The organism is Enterococcus sp. 2STP (assembly GCF_032465635.1).
GTDB classification, from domain to species: Bacteria; Bacillota; Bacilli; order Lactobacillales; family Enterococcaceae; genus Enterococcus_B; species Enterococcus_B lactis.
The window spans coordinates 41512-58265 of the sequence record NZ_JAWDJH010000001.1 but is presented as its reverse complement, the minus strand read 5'-3'; the positions used below and the strand labels follow the sequence as shown (position 1 = coordinate 58265).

The 16754-nt window shown below is 40.1% G+C and carries 13 protein-coding genes; 1 reads left to right on the top strand and 12 read right to left on the bottom strand.

Features of this window, described 5'->3' with window-relative positions:
* Nucleotides 1-2: 2 nt before the first annotated feature.
* The 12 genes from typA to chvE all read right to left on the bottom strand — a co-directional run bounded on the left by typA (nt 3) and on the right by chvE (nt 15508).
* Nucleotides 3-1832, bottom strand: coding sequence for a translational GTPase TypA (gene typA, locus RWU19_RS00265; RefSeq protein ID WP_002292204.1), 1830 nt, complete (start codon nt 1830-1832; stop codon nt 3-5).
* 166 nt (nt 1833-1998) lie between these two features.
* Nucleotides 1999-2766 (bottom strand): inositol monophosphatase family protein, encoded by a 768-nt coding sequence (locus tag RWU19_RS00260; RefSeq protein WP_086286067.1) that lies wholly within the window; start codon nt 2764-2766, stop codon nt 1999-2001.
* A gap of 5 nt (nt 2767-2771) precedes the next feature.
* Complete coding sequence (locus RWU19_RS00255; RefSeq protein ID WP_002292206.1) at nt 2772-3047, bottom strand: UPF0223 family protein; 276 nt, start codon at nt 3045-3047, stop codon at nt 2772-2774.
* A 160-nt stretch (nt 3048-3207) separates the two neighbouring features.
* The gene (gene lpdA, locus RWU19_RS00250; protein ID WP_002289686.1) at nt 3208-4614 is read right to left on the bottom strand and encodes a dihydrolipoyl dehydrogenase; all 1407 of its coding nucleotides are present in this window, start codon (nt 4612-4614) and stop codon (nt 3208-3210) included.
* A 7-nt stretch (nt 4615-4621) separates the two neighbouring features.
* Nucleotides 4622-6265: a dihydrolipoyllysine-residue acetyltransferase gene (locus RWU19_RS00245; protein WP_002335658.1), complete on the bottom strand. Its 1644-nt coding sequence runs from the start codon at nt 6263-6265 to the stop codon at nt 4622-4624.
* A gap of 24 nt (nt 6266-6289) precedes the next feature.
* Nucleotides 6290-7267: an alpha-ketoacid dehydrogenase subunit beta gene (locus RWU19_RS00240; protein WP_002292208.1), complete on the bottom strand. Its 978-nt coding sequence runs from the start codon at nt 7265-7267 to the stop codon at nt 6290-6292.
* Nucleotides 7268-7269: 2 nt separating this feature from the next.
* Nucleotides 7270-8379, bottom strand: coding sequence for a pyruvate dehydrogenase (acetyl-transferring) E1 component subunit alpha (pdhA, locus tag RWU19_RS00235; RefSeq protein WP_002292209.1), 1110 nt, complete (start codon nt 8377-8379; stop codon nt 7270-7272).
* Between the two features lie 460 nt (nt 8380-8839).
* Nucleotides 8840-10264, bottom strand: coding sequence for a PLP-dependent aminotransferase family protein (locus tag RWU19_RS00230; RefSeq protein ID WP_123838097.1), 1425 nt, complete (start codon nt 10262-10264; stop codon nt 8840-8842).
* Nucleotides 10265-10398: 134 nt separating this feature from the next.
* Nucleotides 10399-11376, bottom strand: a complete 978-nt coding sequence (gene guaC / locus RWU19_RS00225; RefSeq protein ID WP_002287992.1) for a GMP reductase — start codon at nt 11374-11376, stop codon at nt 10399-10401.
* A gap of 256 nt (nt 11377-11632) precedes the next feature.
* Nucleotides 11633-12838: a multiple monosaccharide ABC transporter permease gene (gene mmsB, locus RWU19_RS00220; RefSeq protein WP_123838098.1), complete on the bottom strand. Its 1206-nt coding sequence runs from the start codon at nt 12836-12838 to the stop codon at nt 11633-11635.
* Nucleotide 12839: 1 nt separating this feature from the next.
* Nucleotides 12840-14366: a multiple monosaccharide ABC transporter ATP-binding protein gene (mmsA, locus tag RWU19_RS00215; protein ID WP_002336378.1), complete on the bottom strand. Its 1527-nt coding sequence runs from the start codon at nt 14364-14366 to the stop codon at nt 12840-12842.
* 53 nt (nt 14367-14419) lie between these two features.
* Nucleotides 14420-15508, bottom strand: a complete 1089-nt coding sequence (gene chvE / locus RWU19_RS00210; protein WP_002306852.1) for a multiple monosaccharide ABC transporter substrate-binding protein — start codon at nt 15506-15508, stop codon at nt 14420-14422.
* A 219-nt stretch (nt 15509-15727) separates the two neighbouring features.
* On the opposite strand from chvE, the gene RWU19_RS00205 reads away from it, so the two are divergent.
* On the top strand, nt 15728-16744 hold the full coding sequence (locus tag RWU19_RS00205; RefSeq protein ID WP_024635303.1) for an ABC transporter substrate-binding protein: 1017 nt from the start codon (nt 15728-15730) through the stop codon (nt 16742-16744).
* Nucleotides 16745-16754: the final 10 nt, after the last annotated feature.

The following is a 16754-nucleotide window of genomic DNA, read 5'->3' as shown; positions in this document are numbered from 1 at the left end:
GATTATTTTTTCTTTTTAGATGCTTTTTCACGAGCATTTTTCTCTAAAATTTGTTTTCTCAAGCGAATGCTTTCTGGTGTTACTTCGCAATATTCATCATCATTCAAGAATTCCAAAGATTCTTCCAACGTCAATTGTTTTGGTTTTTTGATGACAGATGTTTGGTCTTTAGTAGCAGACCGTACGTTTGTCATTTGTTTTGCTTTTGTGATGTTGACAGTCAAATCATTATCACGGCTGTTTTCTCCGATAATCATTCCTTCATATACTTCTGTACCTGGTTCTACGAAGACTGTACCGCGTTCTTCGATACTCATGATAGAATAGGTCGTTGCTTTTCCGGTATCGATCGAAACAAGCGCACCTTGGTGACGTCCACCGATTTGACCAGGAAGCATTGGCAAGTATTGATCAAAAGTATGGTTCATGATTCCGTAACCGCGTGTCATTGAAAGGAATTCAGTTGAATAACCGATCAAACCACGGGCAGGTGTCAAGAATGTCAAACGGATTTGTCCGTTTCCTGTATGGACCATATCTTGCATTTCACCTTTACGTAAGCTCAAGGATTCGATGACACTACCCATGTATTCTTCTGGTGTATCGATTTGTACGCGTTCAAACGGTTCGCATTTTACACCGTCGATTTCTTTTTCAATAACTTCTGGACGAGATACTTGCAATTCGTATCCTTCACGACGCATGTTTTCAATCAAGATAGACAAATGCAATTCTCCACGACCAGAAACAGTCCAAGCATCTGGAGAGTTTGTTGGTTCAACTCGCAAAGATACATCTGTTTGAAGTTCTGCCATCAAACGTTCTTCAATTTTACGAGCAGTTACGTATTTCCCTTCTCGACCGGCAAATGGTGAATTATTAACTAAGAAAGTCATTTGCAATGTTGGTTCGTCAATGTGAAGGATAGGTAACGCATCTTGATGATCCACAGGAGTAACTGTTTCACCGACAAAGATGTCTTCCATACCTGAGACAGCAATCAAGTCTCCAGCTTTTGCTTCTTGAATCTCTAGACGTTTTAGTCCAAAGAAACCAAATAATTTCGTTACACGGAATTTCTTAACTGTTCCGTCTAATTTAATTAATGCTACTTGGTCGCCTACTTTGATTGTTCCTCTAAATACACGTCCGATTCCGATACGACCTACATAATCGTTGTAGTCAAGTAATGAAACTTGGAATTGTAATGGTTCGTCGCTATTATCGACAGGAGCAGGAATTTTTTCAATAATCGTGTCAAAAATAGGTGCCATTGTTGGTTCTTGATCTGCTGGGTCGTCTGATAAGCTTGACGTACCATTCAGTGCAGACGCATAAATCACAGGAAAGTCTAATTGATCATCATCTGCTCCCAATTCGATGAATAGTTCAAGAACTTCATCTACAACATGCTCAGGACGAGCAGAAGGTTTGTCAATCTTGTTTACGACAACGATTGGTGTGATATGTTGTTCCAATGCTTTTTTCAATACAAAACGTGTTTGAGGCATTGTTCCTTCATACGCATCTACGACCAACACAACGCCGTCAACCATTTTCATGATCCGTTCTACTTCGCCACCAAAGTCCGCGTGTCCTGGAGTATCCATGATGTTTACGCGAATTCCTTTATAGTCTACAGCTGTGTTTTTGGCTAAAATCGTGATACCACGTTCTTTTTCTAGCGCATTTGAGTCCATCGCACGTTCTTGCAATTGCGTATGTGCGTCTAATGTATCTGATTGTTTTAATAGTTCATCAACTAATGTTGTTTTTCCGTGGTCAACGTGGGCAATAATTGCGACGTTACGGATATCGTTTCTATAATTCAATGTAACTAACTCCTTTTTTATTGGTTCTTTATGACAGGGCAAATTTTACTCGACTGCTAATTATAGCAGACTTTTTTCATGAAATATAGTAAAATGTTTTCATTTTTTCGAGAAAATTAATCTTTTGCCCGTTTTTATCATTTTTGTGAATGATTTCTACCTTTTTTCAGCCTTCTTTTTTCAAAAGGTCTGCGATTTCTGCATATGCACAAGGAGTACCTGCTAAATAGTATTCCCTTTTGTCAAATGTCAAAGGAGTGCCAAAAAGACCGCTTGTTACCATACCAAACTCTTCCAATAAAACATTCCCCGCTGCATAATCCCAAGGGCTGAGGTTCGAAATGTAAGCAATATGGTTTCCTTTCAAGATTGCGGCTAGTTCAAGCCCTGCACACCCGTACATACGTGTTCCCATGCTGCTTTCCGCAATCTCTCGGATTCCATATTTATTATGACCGAAAAGATAGCTATTCACACCAAGTAAGCCTTCTGATAAAGATTTATTTGCTGGTCTAGGCATTGGTTTATCATTTTTATAGACACCTATTCCTTTTCCACCCCAAAAAAGCTCATTTCTCATGACGTCATAAATGAAACCAAGTTTTCCAACACCGGATTCATAAACAGCGAGCATGATACAAAAATTTTCCCCTTCAATCACGAAATTCAATGTGCCATCAATAGGATCAATGATAAAGACTCTTCCATCGAGATCTGCTAGTTGATTACACCCTTCTTCTTCTGCCAATATTTTCGCCTCTGGATCATAGGAATGGATTTTTTCGATTAGAAAATTCTGGATGTTTCGGTCGACATTTGTCACTAGATCCGTTCGATTTGATTTTTGCGAGATCGTTAATGTTTGTTGAGAAGATTTGATTTTCTCACCAGCTTCTTCTAGCCAGGATTTGATATGATCAATCATCTGTTCCATTTATCTCACCCGTTCATTCTCAAAGTTTTGTTTGGATTTTTTTTTGCTTGCTGCACTGTTCGATATAAGGAGTACCCGGAAGCTTTTTCAAATTCCCGTCCCAACCGTTTTTCTTCTCCGATGGATTTGACAACTGTTTTGAACTGCTGATAGGTCTTCAAAAAAGCTTCATTGTTTATCCCTTTTTCATTCGCACGTTCCAGATCTTCCCACATCTTCATTACAATGACCATTTCATCTGTTGTCCAGTCTAAATCAAGTGGATACTGATATTCTTGCATCTTCAACTCTCCTATTTCATATTCTTCTTTAGTGTAGCATAGGAGACGGTAATAAACCAAGAAGTTGTCGTATTATTAAGTTTACATAATTAAATTATTGATAATAAAAAAGAAAAAACGCAACCGATTTCTCAGTTGCGTTTCGCCTGTATTATTCAAATCAAATATGGATTGGCAAGCCTAATGCTAATTCCGAAGCATCCATGACGATTTCGCCAAGAGATGGATGCGGATGAATCGTCAAGGCGATATCTTCAGCGTTCATTCCTGATTCGATTGCTAAAGCTAATTCAGAAACCATATCGCTTGCACCGACTCCCCCGATTTGTGCACCAATCAGCACGTTATCTTCGATCGTCGTAACTAGACGGATGAATCCTTCTGTTTTACCAAGCGATAATGCCCGACCGTTCCCTGAAAATGGGAATTTGTATGCTTTTGCTTCGATACCAGCATCTTTTGCTTCTTTGATCGTCATACCTACAGAAGCCAATTCAGGATCAGTGAAGGCTACTGCCGGCATTGCTTTATAATCTACAGCTACTTTTTTGCCAGAGATTGCTTCAGCAGCGATTTTTGCTTCATAACTGGCTTTGTGTGCTAATGCCGCCCCTGGAACGATATCACCGATGGCATAGATATTAGGTACGTTCGTACGTCCTTGTTTATCTACCGTAATCAATCCTCGTTCTCCTACTTCGACTCCTGCTTGTTCTAAGCCCATATCATCCGTATTCGGACGACGACCTACAGTGACCATCACATAATCAGCAGTAACGGATTCTTCTTTCCCGTCCACTGCATATTTCACTGTCACGCTGTCACCGTTATCGACTGCTTCTTTCGCCATTGCATTCGTTACGACTGTTACACCTTTTTTCTTGAAATCATCTTCTACTAATTTTACTAGATCTTTTTCGTAAGTTGGTAAAATTTGTGGTGAACCTTCAAGGATCGTTACTTCTGCTCCTAAGTTTGCGTACGCTCCGCCCAATTCGGCACCAATCACACCGCCACCGATGATCACAAATTTCTTAGGTACTTCTTTCAATGCTAATCCGCCAGTAGAATCTAACACACGTCCTCCGAATTTAAATCCTGGAATCTCGATTGGACGGGAACCTGTTGCGATGATTGCGTTATTGAACGAATAAGTTTGAGCTGAATCTGGATGGATGACGCGTAGTGTGTGATCATCTACGAAGAACGCTTCTCCTTCGATTGTTTCAACCTTATGTTTTTTTAATAGGAAACCAACACCAGAAGTCAACGTATGGACAACTTTGTTTTCTTTCCATTCTTGTGTTTTCGCAAAATCTAGTTTGACATTTTCACTAGTTACTCCAAACATTTCAGAATCTAGTGACTCTTGATAATGGTGTCCTGCAGCTATCAGTGCTTTTGAAGGAATACAGCCGACATTCAAACAAACACCGCCAATATACTCTCTTTCAATGATTGCTACTTTTTGTCCCATTTCAGCAGCGCGGATGGCAGCTACATAGCCACCAGGTCCCGCACCGATTACAACTGTATCTAATTCTACAGCAAAATCTCCAACTACCATTTGTTTATCATCCTTCCATCATTAATAGCTCTGGATCAGCTAAAAGACGTTTGATATTATTCATTGCTTGTTGCGCAGTTGCTCCATCTACGATACGGTGATCGAAACTTAATGACAGTTTCATCACACGACCGACAACGATTTCGCCTTCAGCATTTACGATTGGTTGTTGTGCAATCGTTCCTACACCTAAAATAGCTACTTCTGGATAGTTGATGACTGGTGTAAACCAACCGCCACCTACAGATCCGATATTGCTGATCGTAATCGTTCCATTGCGCATATCTTCTGCAGATAGTTTGCCGTCATGAGCTAATTTTGCTTTCTCATTGATTTCGTCTGCAATAGCAAACATTCCTTTGCGGTCTGCATCTTTCACATTTGGTACATATAGTCCGTGATCCGTATCAGTTGCAATACCGATATTGTAGTAATGTTTATAAACGATTTCTTGGTTTGCATCGTCGATAGATGCATTCAATACTGGGTATTTCTTAACAGTCGCTGTTAAAGCTTTCACGACATATGGCAAGAAAGTAAGTTTCGTACCATTTGCAGCAGCAACTTCTTTAAATCGTTTCCGATTATCCCATAGTTTAGACACTTCTACTTCATCATGCAATGTCACGTGTGGAGCTGTATGCTTACTGTTGACCATTGCTTTAGCAATAGCTTTACGTGTTGGTGTCATTGCTACACGTTCTTCCAAGTCTCCTAAGTTGGACTTGAATGGTTTTGCTGGTGCAGATGGTTTGCTTTCTGCTGCAGGAGCTGCTTCTTTCGGCGCTGCCGCTTCTGGCGCTTCCGATTTCGCTGGTGCACTGCTTGGACCACCTGTCAAGAAGTTTTCGATGTCCTCTTTTGTTACTCTGCCACCTTTTCCAGTTGCAGTTACTTGTGAGATATCTACATCTTTTTCGCGGGCAAATTGACGAACAGATGGCATAGCCAATACACGTTTATTTGGATCGGCAGCTTCAACGACACTTGCTGAACCTGATGTTTCTACTTTTTCTTTTGGTGCTTCAGCTGATGGCGCACTAGTTGATGGTGCACCATTGTGTCCAGGAGCATCGATTTCTACTAACACGTCCCCAACATTTGCTACTGTGCCTTCTGGGACAATCACGTTTTTAACTGTCCCGGTTACGGGTGACGGGATTTCTTCTACTGATTTGTCGTTTTGAACTTCTAATAGTGTATCATCTTCATTGATCGTATCTCCTGGTTTGACGAACCATTTGACGATTTCACCTTCTGCAATTCCTTCACCGATATCCGGTAACTTGAATTGGAAGACTCCTTCGCTTGACGATCCAGCTGATTCTGTATCAACAGTTGGTTCAGCAGCCGGGTTAGCTGGAGTTTGGGATTCTGCGGCTACACCACTGTCCCCTTCATTGTCTTCGTGTCCTGGTGCATCGATTTCTACCAATACATCCCCAACATTTGCTACTGTACCTTCTGGAACAATGACATTTTTAACCGTTCCTGTTACAGGTGAGGGGATTTCTTCTACTGATTTGTCGTTTTGAACTTCTAATAATGTATCATCTTCATTAATCGTATCTCCTGGTTTGACGAACCATTTGACGATTTCACCTTCTGCAATTCCTTCACCGATATCCGGCAATTTAAATTGATAAGCCATGACTTTGTTTCGTCCCTTCTTTTCTTAAAATTCCGCGATTTCTTTTACTTTGTCTTCGATATCTTTTGCATTTGGTAACCAAACATTTTCTGCTTGTCCAAACGGGAAGACTGTATCAGGTGCAGAAACTCGTCCGATTGGGGCTTCTAATGAAAGGATAGCGCGTTCTGAGATTTCAGAAACTACTTGCGCAGCAACACCCGCTTGTCGTTGCGCTTCTTGGACAACGACTACGCGACCTGTTTTTTCCACGGATTGAATGATCGTTTCTACATCTAATGGCGCAACTGTACGAAGATCAATGATTTCAACAGAGATATTTTCTTTTGCAAGATTGTCTGCTGCTTTGATTGCTTCACGCACCATTGCCCCGTATGTGATAACAGATACATCTGTTCCTTCACGAGTAACTGCTGCTTTGTCCAAAGGAACTTCGTAAGCTTCATCCGGCACTTCTTCTCGGAATGAGCGATATAGTTTCATGTGTTCTAGGAAAACAACTGGATCGTTACTTCTAATAGAAGAAATCAATAGTCCTTTTGCATCGTAAGGATTTGATGGGATCACTACTCGAATACCAGGAGACTGGGCAATCAAACCTTCTAAATTATCTGAATGCAGTTCTGGTGTATGAACACCGCCACCAAATGGTGAACGAATCGTGATTGGTAGATTTCTAGTACCGCTCATTCGGTATCTTGTACGAGCCATTTGAGCTACTACTTCATCCATTGCTTCGAAAATAAAACCAAAAAATTGGATTTCAGGAACTGGACGAAATCCTTCCAACGCAAGTCCGAAACTCAACCCTGCGATTCCAGATTCAGCTAAAGGAGTATCGAATACTCGGTCTTCTCCGAATTTTTCCTGCAATCCTTCAGTTGCCCGGAAAACTCCTCCGTTTTTCCCAACATCTTCACCAAAAACAACGACATTCTCGTCATTTTCTAGTTCAAGTGCTAAGGCATCGGTGATTGCTTGGATCATTGTTTTTTGTGCCATGATTATTTCGACTCCTTCGCTTCATAAATTGCAATTTGTTCTTTGATTGATTGTGGAGATACTTCGAACATGTTTTTCAAGAAATCTGAAACCTTTTGTTTTGGAACTTTGTCGGCTTCTGCGATAGCTGCTTTGATTTCTTCTTTAGTTGCTTCAATCACTTGTTCTTCTTTTTCTTCAGACCAAAGTCCTTTTTCCGTCAGATATTTACGGAAGCGGATCAATGGATCTTTTTTCTGCCATTCGTCATCTGTGTCTTTTGTACGGTAGCGGGTTGGATCGTCCCCAGATAGTGTATGTGGTCCGTAACGATAAGTTAGTGTTTCAATTAGGACTGGTCCATTTCCGCTGATTGCCCATTCCCGTGCCATTTTAGATACAGTATATACTGCAAGCGGATCCATTCCATCGACTTGAATTCCTGGAATCCCAGCTGCGACAGCTTTTTGTGCAAGTGTTTTTGCTGCGGTTTGTTTTTCACGAGGTGTAGAGATCGCATACCCATTGTTTTGGATATAAAATACAGCATTTGCATGGTAAGCACCAGCGAAATTGATTGCTTCGTAAAAATCACCTTGTGATGAACCGCCGTCACCAGTATAAGTGAAGACAACATTTTTCTTGTTGCGTTTCTTCAAACCTAATGCAACACCGGCTGCTTGTACATATTGTGCACCGATGATGATTTGTGGTGGTAGAGCTTTCAATTCTTCCGGATAAGAATTACCTGCAGCATGTCCTCTAGACCATAAAAATGCTTGTGATAAAGGTAAGCCGTGTTTTACTAATTGAGGGACATCTCGATAACCTGGAAGAAGAACATCTTCTTTATCAAATGCATACGCACTGGCCAGCTGACTTGCCTCTTGTCCGGCAGTTGGTGCAAAAAAGCCTAGGCGTCCTTGGCGGTTCAGCGCTGTGGAACGTTGGTCTAATACACGAGACCATACCATGTGAGTCATTAATTCAACGAGTTCATCATCGGATAAATCAGGTACTAAATCTTTGTTAACTACGTTTCCATCTTGATCAAGTGCTTGATATACTGGGAAATCTGCATTGACTTCATCTAGCAGTGCTTGGAAGTCGATCGGTGCTTTTTTGTTTGCCATTTGTCACACATTCCTCTCTCATCTATAAGAAAATCTCTTCATTCTGCGATTGAAACAGCGAATAAAACTGTATCACTATTTAACCGTCTTCATTAATAAATTATCATGGATTTATGAGAAATACAAGCTAAAAGCACAAATTTTCACGATGAAAGGAAATTATGCCAATCCGCATATTAACAGCATTAGTGAATATAATCACAATAAGGAAAGCGTTTTATATTTAGACTGTGTTTTTTCTATTTTCTAATCAAACTTATAATGATCTGTTTCTATTTAGAAACGCTGGTGTTATACAGTTTTGCTGCAACTATTTATTTTCTTAAGACATCGTGAACGGTTGTACAAAAAGTGCTTTTTTCCCTAATACTTTGTCTCGTCTTCTTTTTAAGAAAAAAAAGAAACAGCAGGAAATTTAAATCCCAGCTGTTATATTCTTTAATCTTTTTACCTTGTGAAATTATTCTGTTAACCACTGTTCTAAAATTTTCATCTTTGAATAAAACAACGATATGTTGGCTTCATCTAGACGACTGTAATTGATTCTGATTCCATTTATATCTTGCCCAAAAAGTAGACTTGGTGCGATTCCTAGACCCATATCTACTACTTTTTCTGCTAGTTGGGGGTCCAGCTTTTTTCCATCCCAAGTGATCCAAGCATAATAACCACCTAGAATCGAATGAAGCTTGAAAAACGATTGAGACTCCGCCCAAATACTTATCAGTTGGCTTTTTTCTTTCAATTTTTTTCTTACATCCAACATTTTCAAATCAATTGCTTCATCAAATACATTAGTGGCCGTGATTTGTGTAAGGATGTTCATCGGAAACTCCATCATTTCTTGCGCTTTAGCGAGTTGCAAGATAAAGGTCTCTGGTCCGATCAACCAACCGATTTTCGTTGTTTTTCCTAAAATCCTAGATAACGAACCGACATATAACACATTATCCGGATCAATCGTCCGTATAGGAAGAACTTCATCTTGCTTTAGAAATGAAAGGTCCGTAAATACATCGTCTTCAATAATCGGAAGCCGATACTGCCGACACAATTCTACTAGCTTTTCTCGTCGCTTTTGGCTCATCACTTTCCCTGTAGGGTTTTGAAAATTGGGGTTGATAAGCACTGCTTTCAATTTATTTTTATGGATCGATTCTTTCAGTTTTTCTAAGTCGATCCCTTCTTCATCCATCGGTATCCCAAATAAACGCGTTCCTGAAGCTTTGAAAAGAGGTAATCGGTAAAAAAAAGAAGGTGACTCTACAGCTATCCCCTCTCCAGCAGAAAGAATCGTTTGTAAGATCAAAAAGATTGCTTGCTGGCCACCACCAGTCACCAGAAGCTGGTTTAGGGAAAAGGTCAGTTCAAATTTACTTTCCAAATACCGTTTGATTTTGTTACGTAACGGAGTATAGCCTAAAAGATCCATTTCTTTTTCTTCCGCTAAGATTTCTTCAAGAGAATAAGAAGGAAACTCAAAATTCGGCAAAAGCTCATTTGGCATCTCACTCGCATATAAGTCAAGGAACAATGTTTTTTGGCTCTGCTTTGCTTCTTTTATTTTTTGTTCATACCAATCCGTCTGTTCATAGCGAGGTGAGATCATTTGTCGCCAATCGATTCTTGGAACGGCGAATTTCCCCCATTCAGTCTGATTGACGAACCAACCGCTACCACGTTTACTTGTTAATACGCCAAGCTCTCTAAGTTCTTCCAATGCATGAACAACGGTGGAACGATTTACACCAAAAAATTGCCCTAGTTTTCGTTCCGATTCAAGTTGATCTCCAGGATTGATTCTTCCACTTTCGATTTCTCTCATGATCTGTTCCATGATTTGACGATAAATCGGTCCTTGTTTCTTCTCTACTTTTTCCCACATAGTCCTCTCTTTTCTGTTGTCCATTCTTTCTATTGATTTTACCGAATTTACGAGAAAAAAGAAAAGCTTTTTTTGCAAAACATAAAAAACGGAAGGTTCTGTTATGAACCTTCCGCTGATATTTTGCTCATTATTTAGATCGTATCTCCGTTAAAAATCGAATTTTTCACGATGACATAATCAACTTTCCGAATGGCTTCCAGATCTCTTCCTCCAGCATACGAAATAGATGATTGAAGGTCTTGTTGCATTTCCACTAGTGTATCTTTCAAAGATCCTTTATGCTGGATCCAGATTTTCTTTCCTTCAACATTTCGTTTTTCACCTTTTTGGAATTCTGAAGCAGAACCAAAGTATTCTTTATATACAATTCCGTTTTCGACTTTTGTTTCGCCAGGAGATTCCTCGTGACCGGCAAACAATGAGCCAATCATAACCATTGTCGCTCCAAAACGGACAGATTTTGCAATATCGCCATGTGTTCTGATCCCACCGTCAGCGATGATCGGCTTGCGAGCTGCTTTCGCACACCATCTAAGAGCGGCCAGTTGCCAGCCTCCAGTTCCAAAGCCTGTCTTGATTTTTGTAATACATACTTTTCCTGGACCAATCCCGACTTTTGTTGCATCTGCGCCCGCATTTTCCAATTCACGGACGGCTTCCGGTGTACCAACATTCCCGGCAATCACAAAAGTTTCAGGCAAATATTTTTTAATATGCTGAATCATATCAATAACTGAGTTAGCATGTCCATGCGCGATGTCGATAGTGATATAATCAGGATTTAGCGATTCTTCTGCCAACTTCTCTATAAAGGAATATTCCTCTTTCTTGACGCCAACACTGATCGAGGTAATCAATCCGCGCTTTTTCATTTTTTTGATAAACGGAATTCGAGCTGCTTCATCAAACCGATGCATGATATAGAAATAACCATTTTCCGCTAAGAATTCTGCAATCGTTTCATCAATAATCGTCTGCATGTTGGCAGGCACTACTGGCATTTTGAATGTATGTTTGCCTAATGTGACCGTTGTATCACATTCAGAACGGCTATTTACGATACATTTATTAGGAATTAATTGAATATCTTCGTAATCAAATACTTTCATTACATTATCCTCCTGATGTTCACATCCAGCAAAACACGAACATTATTAATTTAATCAAGGCTTTTTTTAGCGCCCTATGTAATTTAACTCAATTAAGCGAAAAAATCAAGAGCAAAAAGAGAATTTATACGAATGGTAAAAAAACATACATTATTTTTAGTCTAAACAAACGAAGCAATGAATGTTCGCTTTTAGCGAAAAAAAGACTGTGACAAATGTCTTGTCACAGTCTTTTTTCTGAATAAACGGTGTTCTCCTACGCTGTCCGTTTTTTCTTGTTATACAAGTCTAATACAACGGCTAAAAGCAAGATCAACCCTTTGATTGCCTGCTGCCAATCTACCCCGACGCCTAAAATCGACATGCCATTGTTCAATACACCCATGACCAAGCCACCGACAATCGCACCCATAATCGTTCCGATGCCGCCGGATGTTGAAGCACCGCCAAAATATACTGCCGCCATCGCATCTAGTTCCATCGAAGTACCCGCTTGAGGTGTCGCCGCATTTAACCGAGCAGCTAAAACTAATCCAGCTAAAGCTGCCATGACTCCCATGTTGACGAAAACCCAGAACGTGATCCGCTTTGTTTTGATTCCTGATAATTCAGCCGCTTTTCGATTTCCGCCCGTCGCATAAATCTGGCGACCTGCTACTGTTTTATTTGTCAAAAAACCATATGCTGCGACGATCAAACCGAGAATGATCAAAATGATCGGATATCCTTGATAAGAGGCAAAGATGTAAGTTATCCCTAGTACAACGACTGCTGTAAATACCGCCTTTACCAAGAAAGCTGCTGGAGATTCCACTTCAAATAAATGATTTTTCCGACGATTTCTTGTTCGCCATTGTCCAACAACTAACACGATGGTGATGATCATTCCTAAAATCAATGTCAAGAAGTGAAGGTTGCTTCCTTTGCTTAAGTCTGGTAAATAACCCGTAGACATTTTTTGGAAAACAGCTGGAAAAGGTGCTAGAGATTGACCGCCTAGAACAACTTGTGTCAGTCCACGAAACATCAGCAATCCTGCTAAAGTCACGATAAACGCCGGTATCCCAGCATAAGCTACCCAAAAACCTTGCCATGCGCCGATCAGCCCGCCTACTGCAAGACAAGCGATGACTGTCACCCACGGGTTCATTTGGCGATTGACCATCATCATGCCCGCAATTGCACCAACAAACGCCATCACTGACCCTACCGACAAATCCACATGACCTAAGAGCACAACTAATAACATCCCTGCAGCTAGTACTAATATATGACTATTTTGCAAAACAAGGTTAGTTATATTCAACGGACGCCAGAAAATACCATCCGTCATCAATTGAAACGCAATAAGTAGTCCCGCTAAAATGATCACCATGCTGTAGCGACCAAAAAGATCAGCTGCTCTACTTTTCAAATTTAGTTTTTTCTCTTTTTTATCCGTAAGATTTTTTGCTTGTTCCAACTTAACCCACCTCTTCTTTCGTCATTAATTTCATCAAGACTTCCTGATCTGCCTCTTCTCGCGAGACTTCTCCTGTAATACGTCCTTCGTTCATCGTATAGATTCGATCACACATTCCTAAGATTTCAGGAAGTTCAGAAGAGATAAGACAGACAGCTTTGCCATTTGCTGCCATTTCTTCGATAATCGTGTAGATCTCATATTTTGCCCCAACGTCTATCCCACGGGTTGGCTCATCTAAAAAAAGAATATCGGGTTGTGTCATCAGCCACTTGGATAAAACGACTTTTTGTTGATTCCCACCACTAAGACTACTGACAATTTGATGGATGGAGTTTGTTTTTATACGCATCTTTTTCCGGAAATTTTCTGCCTCAGTTACTTCTTTTTCTTTATCTAATACTCCTTTTTGACTTATTTTATCCAAACTGCTCAGCGTCACGTTTTCCCGAATATCCATCAGCAGATTCAGTCCTAAAGATTTTCGATCCTCCGAGACATAAGCGAGTCCGTTTGCAATGGCTGAAGGAACGGTCTTAACTGATATCTCTGTCCCTTCCTTTAATATACGTCCGGATATCTTGCTTCCATAAGAATGTCCAAATAGACTCATAGCGAATTCAGTTCTGCCCGCTCCCATCAGCCCAGCTATTCCTACAATCTCTCCTTTTTTCAAATGCAAGTTGATATGGTCGTTTATGATTCGCTCATGATCAAGAGGGTGATAGACCGTCCAGTCTTCTACTTTAAAATAAACTTCTCCAATATCCGGTTTTCTTTCAGGATAACGATCAACTAAATCTCTGCCCACCATCCCGCGAATAATATGCTCTTCGCTGATCATTTCATTTTCTAGCGTCTCAATCGTCTGTCCATCCCGTAAAATGGTGATTCGATCTGCGATATCCACGATTTCATTCAGCTTATGTGAAATAATGATGGAGGTTACACCTTGCTCTTTCAATTCTCGTATCAATCTCAGCAAATTCGCGCTTTCTTCTTCATTCAATGCAGCGGTAGGCTCATCCAAAATCAACAGACGGACGGATTTTGATAATGCTTTAGCTATTTCAACTAGTTGCTGTTGCCCTACGCCGATCTGGGATACTAGAAGATTCGGGTCGATAGACAAACCGACTTTATTCAGCAATTCATACGTTTTCTTTTCTGTCAGTTCCCAATCAATCACGCCTCTTTCTGCTTGTTCATTTCCGAGAAAAATATTCTCTTTTATTGAAAGATAAGGACTTAGTGCTAATTCTTGATGAATGATGACGATGCCTTTTTCTTCACTATCTTTCAAATCTTTGAATTGACACAGCTTTCCATCATAAAAGATTTCCCCGTCATAGGAGCCATACGGATACAAGCCGCTCAAGACATTCATCAATGTTGATTTTCCCGCTCCGTTTTCTCCACACAATGCATGGATTTCCCCACGTTCAATCATCAGATTCACACAATCTAACGCTCGGATTCCAGAAAATTTTTTGGTGATATCTGCCATTTTTAAAATACAATCCGCCATAATTCTTATCCTCTCTCTGACTTAGATCTCTTTAGTTCCTTGTTTGGTTCCTCTTAATTTTTCAGATCGGATTCTTTATAATAATCTGTGTCGATCAGCTCTGCTTGATAATTATCTTTATCGACAGATACTGTATTTGCTAAATACGTAGGAACAGTTTTCACCCCATTATCATAAGTTTCAGTATCATTGACCGGAACCTCTTCTCCATCACTGATTGCTTTGATCATTTCAATCGTATTTTTTGCTAAGATACGTGTGTCTTTAAAGATCGTTTGTGTTTGTTCCCCGGCAATGATCGATTTGACGCCAGCAACTGTCGCATCTTGTCCAGTAATCACAGGTAAAGGTTTACTTTCACTCCCATACCCCACGCCTTTTAATGACGAAATGATCCCTAAACTTATTGGGTCATATGGCGACAAAACAGCATCCAATGTTTGGTCAGTATAATTTGCGCTTAACAGATTATCCATCCTTGCTTGCGCCGTAGAACCATCCCAGCGAAGCGTAGCGATTTGACTGAAACTCGTCTGTCCAGATGGCACGACCAACTGACCGTTGTCCATATATGGTTGTAAAACAGACATCACTCCGTTGTAATTAATTAGTGCATTGTTGTCGTCAGGCGAGCCACCAAATAATTCAATCGTGAATGGCCCTTTTCCTTCTTTCAATCCTAAGTGCTCCTCAATATAAGCTGCTTGCGATACACCTACTCCAAAATTATCAAAAGTCGCGTAGTAATCGACATTTTCTGAATTCATCAGTAAACGATCATAGGCAATCACCTTGATATCTGCTTCTTTTGCTTTAGCTAACACATCAGTTAAAGCCGAACCATCGATAGAAGCAATCACAAGTGTATCTACCCCTTTTGTAATCATATTTTCGATTTGTGCTACTTGATTTTCTACTTTATCTTCTCCATATTGAAGATCTGTTTTATAACCCAGTTTTTCTAATTCCGAGACCATGTTGTTCCCATCAGCGATCCATCTTTCTGCTGATTTGGTCGGCATAGCGATTCCTACATACCCCGTACTATCATCTGCAGATCCTGAATTGCCACACGCACTTAATAGAATGCTTGCGGTCAAAATAGCGATACTCCCAAGAATCTTTCTAAATTTGTTTTTCATTTTTTATCCCCCATTCCGATTGATACACCGAGTATAGCTAATAAAGAAAGCGTTAACATTGATTTTTTTATGGGATTTACTTTAAATTTTTTAGGTGTACTTTTTTTGTCTTGGATTTTTTTAAGTTTCTTGGATTTTTTTCGATTGATTCCTTTTGACTTTGATTTTCCCTTTTATCTGATAAGATAGTACTAACAAATCCAGATGGAGTGATCTAAAGTGAAACGTGTTTTATTTTTTTTAGCTCTTATTGTAATCGCTTACCAAATGATAGGGTGTACACCTAGTACAAAGGAAGCACCTGACCCACTAGTCGTTGGTTTTTCGCAATCAGGAACGGAGAGTAGCTGGCGGAAAAAGCATACTGAATCAATTATCACTGCGCTTGAAAAAGAAGATTACCAAGTTCTCTACCGAAATGGTTACATGAATCAGGAACGGCAAATCCAAGATATACGGACGTTCATTGCCTATAAAGTAGATATGATCATTTTTACTCCTTTGCAAGAATCCGGGTGGGACTCTGTATTAAAAGAAGCCAAGCGAGCAGGGATCCCTGTCATACTTGTCGACAGACATATTCAAACGAATGATCCCGAGCTTTTCGTCACCCACATCGGTCCCAGTTTCAAAGCAGAAGGAAATCGGGCGGGTTTATTTGTCAGCAATCACTTCACAAATTCAAAGAAACAGGAAATCAGAATCCTAGAACTTGCTGGTTCAGAGAACTCCACACCGACCAAGCTACGCTCCGAAGGATTTTTGGAATCAATCAATCGTAAACCAACCCTAAAAAAAGATGGAACCATCGACCATAAACCTCCAATGACTATTGTTCACCGAATTGTCGGTGATTTTATTCGGATGAAAGGAAAAGACCAGATGAAACGATATTTAGAAACAAATGATTTATCCGAAATCGATGTATTATACAGCCATAGTGATGAAATGACTCACGGTGCTTTAGCTGCGATAAAAGAAACATCAATCAAACCTGGAGAAGATTTGATCATTGTAACGATTGATGGACAAGAAGATATGATCGAGAAGCTACGCTCAGGAATCGTCAATTGCGTAGTCGAGTGTAAACCTGATGTCGGCTGGTATGTAGCCAATACCGTTACTCGTTATTTTGGAAATCTTCAAACAGGAAAAACATTACCTAAAGATATTTTTATTTCCGAGACTGTCTTTTCCCAGCAGAATATAGCTAACATCCCAACCAGAAATTATTGACTGGAGAAGT

What these genes read in the sequence shown, in the direction of transcription:
- RWU19_RS00260 (WP_086286067.1), bottom strand. Translation starts at nt 2,766, where the DNA reads ATGGAACAGATGATTGATCATATCAAATCCTGGCTAGAAGAAGCTGGT.
- RWU19_RS00255 (WP_002292206.1), bottom strand. Translation starts at nt 3,047, where the DNA reads ATGCAAGAATATCAGTATCCACTTGATTTAGACTGGACAACAGATGAA.
- lpdA (WP_002289686.1), bottom strand. Translation starts at nt 4,614, where the DNA reads ATGGTAGTTGGAGATTTTGCTGTAGAATTAGATACAGTTGTAATCGGT.
- RWU19_RS00245 (WP_002335658.1), bottom strand. Translation starts at nt 6,265, where the DNA reads ATGGCTTATCAATTTAAATTGCCGGATATCGGTGAAGGAATTGCAGAA.
- RWU19_RS00240 (WP_002292208.1), bottom strand. Translation starts at nt 7,267, where the DNA reads ATGGCACAAAAAACAATGATCCAAGCAATCACCGATGCCTTAGCACTT.
- pdhA (WP_002292209.1), bottom strand. Translation starts at nt 8,379, where the DNA reads ATGGCAAACAAAAAAGCACCGATCGACTTCCAAGCACTGCTAGATGAA.
- RWU19_RS00230 (WP_123838097.1), bottom strand. Translation starts at nt 10,264, where the DNA reads ATGTGGGAAAAAGTAGAGAAGAAACAAGGACCGATTTATCGTCAAATC.
- guaC (WP_002287992.1), bottom strand. Translation starts at nt 11,376, where the DNA reads ATGAAAGTATTTGATTACGAAGATATTCAATTAATTCCTAATAAATGT.
- mmsA (WP_002336378.1), bottom strand. Translation starts at nt 14,366, where the DNA reads ATGGCGGATTGTATTTTAAAAATGGCAGATATCACCAAAAAATTTTCT.
- chvE (WP_002306852.1), bottom strand. Translation starts at nt 15,508, where the DNA reads ATGAAAAACAAATTTAGAAAGATTCTTGGGAGTATCGCTATTTTGACC.